This is a genomic window from Streptomyces bambusae, from assembly GCF_019400985.1.
Taxonomy (GTDB): Bacteria; Actinomycetota; Actinomycetes; order Streptomycetales; family Streptomycetaceae; genus Streptomyces; species Streptomyces bambusae_A.
In genome coordinates this window covers 1-5,034 of record NZ_WTFF01000432.1, presented here as the reverse complement: position 1 = coordinate 5,034, position 5,034 = coordinate 1, and the positions used below count along the sequence as shown (strand labels likewise).

At 73.7% G+C, this 5,034-nt stretch carries 5 protein-coding genes and 2 pseudogenes; 3 read left to right on the top strand and 4 right to left on the bottom strand.

Annotated features, from left to right (window positions below; all coding sequences use genetic code 11):
- Positions 1-227 (top strand): annotated as a pseudogene (locus tag GPJ59_RS38110) (TetR/AcrR family transcriptional regulator); the annotation flags it as partial.
- Here the strand turns inward: GPJ59_RS38110 and GPJ59_RS33340 are convergent.
- The 4 genes from GPJ59_RS33340 to GPJ59_RS33325 form a co-directional block, all read right to left on the bottom strand.
- Positions 181-504, bottom strand: coding sequence for a DMT family transporter (locus tag GPJ59_RS33340; RefSeq protein ID WP_219671652.1), 324 nt, complete (start codon positions 502-504; stop codon positions 181-183). The pseudogene GPJ59_RS38110 and the gene GPJ59_RS33340 sit on opposite strands and share 47 nt — an antisense overlap.
- A gap of 191 nt (positions 505-695) precedes the next feature.
- The gene (rsgA, locus tag GPJ59_RS33335; protein WP_219671651.1) at positions 696-1,706 is read right to left on the bottom strand and encodes a ribosome small subunit-dependent GTPase A; all 1,011 of its coding nucleotides are present in this window, start codon (positions 1,704-1,706) and stop codon (positions 696-698) included.
- 4 nt (positions 1,707-1,710) lie between these two features.
- On the bottom strand, positions 1,711-3,051 hold the full coding sequence (gene aroA / locus GPJ59_RS33330; protein ID WP_219671650.1) for a 3-phosphoshikimate 1-carboxyvinyltransferase: 1,341 nt from the start codon (positions 3,049-3,051) through the stop codon (positions 1,711-1,713).
- A 43-nt stretch (positions 3,052-3,094) separates the two neighbouring features.
- Positions 3,095-3,883, bottom strand: coding sequence for a M50 family metallopeptidase (locus GPJ59_RS33325; RefSeq protein ID WP_219671649.1), 789 nt, complete (start codon positions 3,881-3,883; stop codon positions 3,095-3,097).
- 53 nt (positions 3,884-3,936) lie between these two features.
- Between GPJ59_RS33325 and GPJ59_RS33320 the strand changes: the two genes are divergently transcribed.
- The gene (locus tag GPJ59_RS33320) at positions 3,937-4,752 is read left to right on the top strand and encodes an SOS response-associated peptidase (protein WP_219671648.1); all 816 of its coding nucleotides are present in this window, start codon (positions 3,937-3,939) and stop codon (positions 4,750-4,752) included.
- A gap of 19 nt (positions 4,753-4,771) precedes the next feature.
- Positions 4,772-5,034: pseudogene (locus GPJ59_RS33315) on the top strand (hydrolase); the annotation flags it as partial.

Genomic DNA, 5,034 nt, shown 5'->3' with positions numbered 1-5,034 from the left:
CCCCGGAGCCGGGCGCCCTCGCCCGCGCGGTCCGCGACCGGGCGGCCGCCGCGCTGGGTGCCACCGGCTCCCCGGACCCGGCCGGGCTCTGCGAGCTCGCCGTACGCCTCGCGCTGTCCTACGTCGTCGCGCCCGCCGACGGCCCGGCCGAGCCGGCCCTCGGTGATCTGCTCGGGGCGCTCAGTGCGCCGAGCCCGACAACTGGAGGCCGATCACGCCGACGATGACCAGCGAGATCGAGACGATCTTGAGGGTGGAGACCAGGTCGCCGAGGAAGACCATGCCGTAGACGGCCGTGCCGGCGGCCCCGATGCCGGTCCACACCGCGTACGCCGGGCCCACCTCCAGCTTCTTCAGCGCCAGGGTCAGCAGGCCGAAACTGCCGAGCGCGAAGGCGATGAAGGCGACGGTCGGCCACAGCCGGGTGAAGCCGTGGGACAGCTTCAGGCACACCGCGAAACCGGTCTCCAGGATGCCGGCGACCACGACCATCAGCCACGCCATGCGCATGCCTCCCCGCGTCAGGTGACACGGTCTGGGCCACGCACGTCGGCCTCGCGCCACTCGGTGCGATTATGCATTTACCAGACATGCCACCCGGCAAACGTCGTGAAACGGCGTCAGCCGCCCCCGCGTACCGGGACGTCAACCGCCCCCACGCCCAGGGCCTCAGCCGCCCCCGCGCCCCGCAGCCCTCAGTCGCCCTCGCGCCGCTCCCGCGTCGCCAGCAGCCGCCGCAGCGAGTACAGCCGGGCCGGGTCGGCGTGGCCCTCGGCCACCCACCCGTCCAGCGCGCAGTCCTTCTCGTCGTGGCTGCACGCCCGCGGACACTCCTCCGTACCCGGCACCAGGTCCGGGAAGGCCAGGATCACCCGGGACGGGTCCACGTGGTGCAGCCCGAACGAGCGCACGCCCGGGGTGTCGATGACCCAGCCCTCCACGCCCGGCAGCGGCAGCGCCAGCGCCGAGGTCGTGGTGTGCCGCCCGCGCCCGGTGACCCGGTTGACGTGCCCGGTCGCCCGCCGACGGTCCTCCGCCACCAGGGAGTTGACCAGCGTGGTCTTGCCGACGCCCGAATGACCCACGAAGGCGGTGATGTGCCCGGCCAGCCGCTCGCGCACCCGCTCCGCCGCGTCGCCGTTCTCCAGCTCCTCGCGGTTGGTGACCACGTGGTCCACGCCCAGCGTCGCGTACGTCTCCAGCAGCGTGTTCGCCGGCGCCAGGTCCGACTTCGTCAGCACCAGCAGCGGTGTCAGGCCCGCGTCGTACGCGGCGACCAGACAGCGGTCGATCAGCCGCGGCCGCGGCTCGGGGTCCGCCAGCGCCGTCACGATCGCCAGCTGGTCGGCGTTGGCGACGACCACCCGCTCGAACGGGTCGTCGTCGTCCGCGGTACGCCGCAGCACCGAGCGGCGCTCCTCGATCCGCACGATCCGCGCGAGGGTGTCCTTGCGGCCCGACAGATCACCGACCAGGCCCACCCGGTCGCCCACGACCGCGGCCTTGCGGCCCAGTTCGCGGGCCTTCATGGCGGTGACCTTGCGGTCCTCCACCAGGCAGGTCAGCCGGCCCCGGTCGACCGTGAGGACGAACCCCTCGGCCGCGTCCTCGTGCTTGGGCCGGATGTTCGTCCGGGGCCGGTTCCCCTTCGGGTTGGGACGGGCCCGGATGTCGTCCTCGTCGGTGTGCTTGCCGTACCGGCGCATCGCGCTACTCTCCCGCTCCCGAGAGCATGTCCGTCCACATCGTCGGGAAGTCCGGCAGGGTCTTCGCGGTGGTCGCGACGTTCTCGATCTGGACACCCTCGACCGCCAGGCCGATCACCGCGCCCGCGGTGGCCATCCGGTGGTCGTCGTAGGTGTGGAAGATGCCGCCGTGCAGCCGGCGCGGGCGGATGTGCAGGCCGTCGGCGGTCTCGGTGACGTCGCCGCCCAGCTCGTTGATCTCCTTGGTCAGCGCCGCCAGCCGGTCCGTCTCGTGCAGCCGCAGGTGCGCCACGCCGCGCAGGGTGGACGGGGAGTCGGCCAGGGCCGCGACCGCCGCGATGCCCGGGGTCAGCTCGCCGACGTCGCCGAGGTCCACGTCGATGCCGTGGACGGTGCCGGTGCCGGTGAAGACCAGGCCCGCGTCGGTCAGCTCGCAGGAACCGCCCATCTCGGTGAAGATCGAGCGCAGCGCGTCACCCGGCTGCGTGGTGCGGCGCGGCCAGTCGGGGATCGTCACCGTGCCGCCGGTGATCAGCGCGGCGGCCAGGAACGGCTGCGCGTTGGACAGGTCCGGCTCCACGACCATGTCGCGGCCCAGCAGCGCGCCCGGCGCCACCCGCCACACGTTCTTCTCGCCGCCCGCCTCCGGGGTGTCCACCTGGGCACCCGCCGCGCGCAGCATCTCCACCGTCATCCTGATGTGCGGCAGCGAGGGCAGCGTGCTGCCGACGTGCCGGACCTCGACGCCCTGGTTGAAGCGCGGCGCGGACAGCAGCAGCGCGGAGACGAACTGCGAGGAGTTCGACGCGTCGATCTCGACCGTGCCGCCCTCCAGCGCCCCACCGCCGTGCACCGTCATCGGCAGCGCGCCGCGGCCGCCGTCGTCGATCCGCGCGCCGAGGGCGCGCAGCGCCTCGATGACCTGGCCGAGCGGGCGCTCGTAGGAGCGGGGGTCGCCGTCGAAGCGGATGTCGCCGTCCGCCAGCGTGGCCACGGGCGGCAGGAAGCGCATCACGGTGCCCGCGTTGCCGACGTCCACCGTCGCCGGGCCGTGCAGGGCGGCCGGGATGACCCGCCAGGCCTCACCGGAGCCGGCGTCCCCGGCGGAGCTGGAGGAGACCGTCTCCTCGATACCCACGCCCAGCGCGCGCAGCGCGTCCGACATCAGCTGGGAGTCGCGCGAGCGCAGCGGCCGGCGCACCCAGCCGGGCTCCGAGGCGAGCGCGGCGAGCACCAGGGCGCGGTTGGTCACCGACTTCGACCCCGGCACGGTCACGGTGGCACGGACGGCACCGTCGGCGAGCGGGGCGGGCCAGAGGGCGGGCAGCGCAGGGGTCTGGGTCATGGCCATCACTTTAGTGGCAGACCCGGGGGGCGGGACGAGCCGCTCACAGGCCGAGCAACCACCGCCCGCCGCCGATCAGGCAGCACAGCGACACCACGTGGAACATGATCAGCCACACGACCGGATGCAGATGGGTGAGCCGGCCCAGCTGGTCCGCGTCGGAATCGGGAGCCCCGCCGTGCCTCCGCTTCGCCTGCAGCTCGAACACCGGCCGCACGCCCCCCATCAGCAGGAACCAGACCGCCCCGTACGCGAAGATCGCCTGTACGTCGGCCGGCGCCAGCCAGGACACCAGCACGAACCCGCCCCCCGTGAGGACCATCGTCAGCGCCCCGTACGCATTCCGGATCATCACCAGCATCACCAGCAGCAGCGCGGTGGCCACCCACAGCAGCAGCGTGATCCGGTGGGCCGCCAGCAGGGCGGCCCCGCCCAGCCCCAGCAGCGGCGGGGCGGTGTAGCCGGCGGCCGCGGTCAGGATCATCCCGATGCCGGTGGGCCTGCCCCGGCTGATGGTCAGGCCGCTGGTGTCCGAATGCAGCCGGATCCCCTCCAGCCGCCGGCGGGTCAGCACGGCGATCAGCCCGTGGCCGCCCTCGTGCGCGATGGTCACGGCGTTGCGGGATATCCGCCAGACCGGGTGCGGCGCCACGAGGGCCAGCGCCACCGCGGCGGTGACCACCACGAGCCACAGCTCGGGTGCCTCCTGGAGGCCGGTGAGCCGGTCCCACAGGCCGGCGGCGGTGGTGCCCGACGAGGACGCAGTGAGGTCTGAAGAGGACGCGGCGAGGCCCGACGAGGACGCGGTGAGGCCCGCGGATGGTGCGGTCATGGGGTGGCGGGCTCCTTGCGTCGGGGTGCGGATGCCATGGCAGTGTGGCAGCCATGTGCGGACGTTATGCGGCGAGTCGTAGGCCCGAGGACCTGGTGGGAATCTTCGGGGTCGAGAAGTGGGAGCCCGAGGAGGCCCTGGCCCCCGACTGGAACGTGGCGCCGACCAAGGAGGTCTACGCCGTACTCGACCGTCCCCTGAAGGACGCGCCCGACCGGCGTCCGGTTCGCCAGCTGCGCGTCCTGAAGTGGGGCCTGGTCCCGTCCTGGGCCAAGAACCCCGACGGCGCCGCCCGGATGATCAACGCCCGCGCCGAGTCCCTCCACGAGAAGCCCTCCTTCCGCAAGCCCTTCGCCCAGCGGCGCTGCATCATCCCCGCCGACGGCTACTACGAGTGGGTCACCGGGACCGACGAGCGCCGGCTGGAGGTCGAGGGCAGGAAGAAGCGGCCGCGCAAGCAGCCGTACTTCGTGCTCCCCGCCGACGGCTCGGTCTTCGCGATGGCCGGCATCTACGAGTTCTGGCGCGACCGGACCCTGCCCGACGACCACCCGCTCGCCTGGTGGGCGACCTGCTCGGTGATCACCACCGAGGCCGAGAGCGGCCCGCTCGCGGTCGCCCCCGCCGAGGGCCCGGCCTCGCTCGCCGAGATCCACCCCCGGATGCCGCTGATGCTCACCCCGGACCGCTGGGACCCCTGGCTGGACCCGGCCCGCACCGACGTCGACGACCTGCGCGCCCTGCTCGAGCCGCCGCCCGGCGGGCTGATGCGGGCCTACCCGGTCTCCACCGCCGTCTCGAACGTCCGCAACAACGGCCCCGAGCTGCTGGAGGAGCTGGCCGCGCCGGAACTCGGCACGCTGTTCTGAGCCCGGCAGGATGGGGCGCATGACGTTGCGAACCCAGAGCGTGCCGACCCCCGCCGGCGAGGCACGGATCACCTGGCACGACGCCCGCGCGGCCCGCCTGGTGCTGGCCCTGGGCCACGGCGCCGGCGGCGGCATCGAGGCCCGCGACCTGGCGGCCCTCGCCGCCCGGCTGCCCGCCCTTGGGGTCACCGTTGCCCTGGTCGAGCAGCCCTGGCGGGTCGCGGGCAAGAAGGTCGCGGCCGCGCCGAAGGTCCTCGACGAGGGCTGGCGCGCACTGTCGCC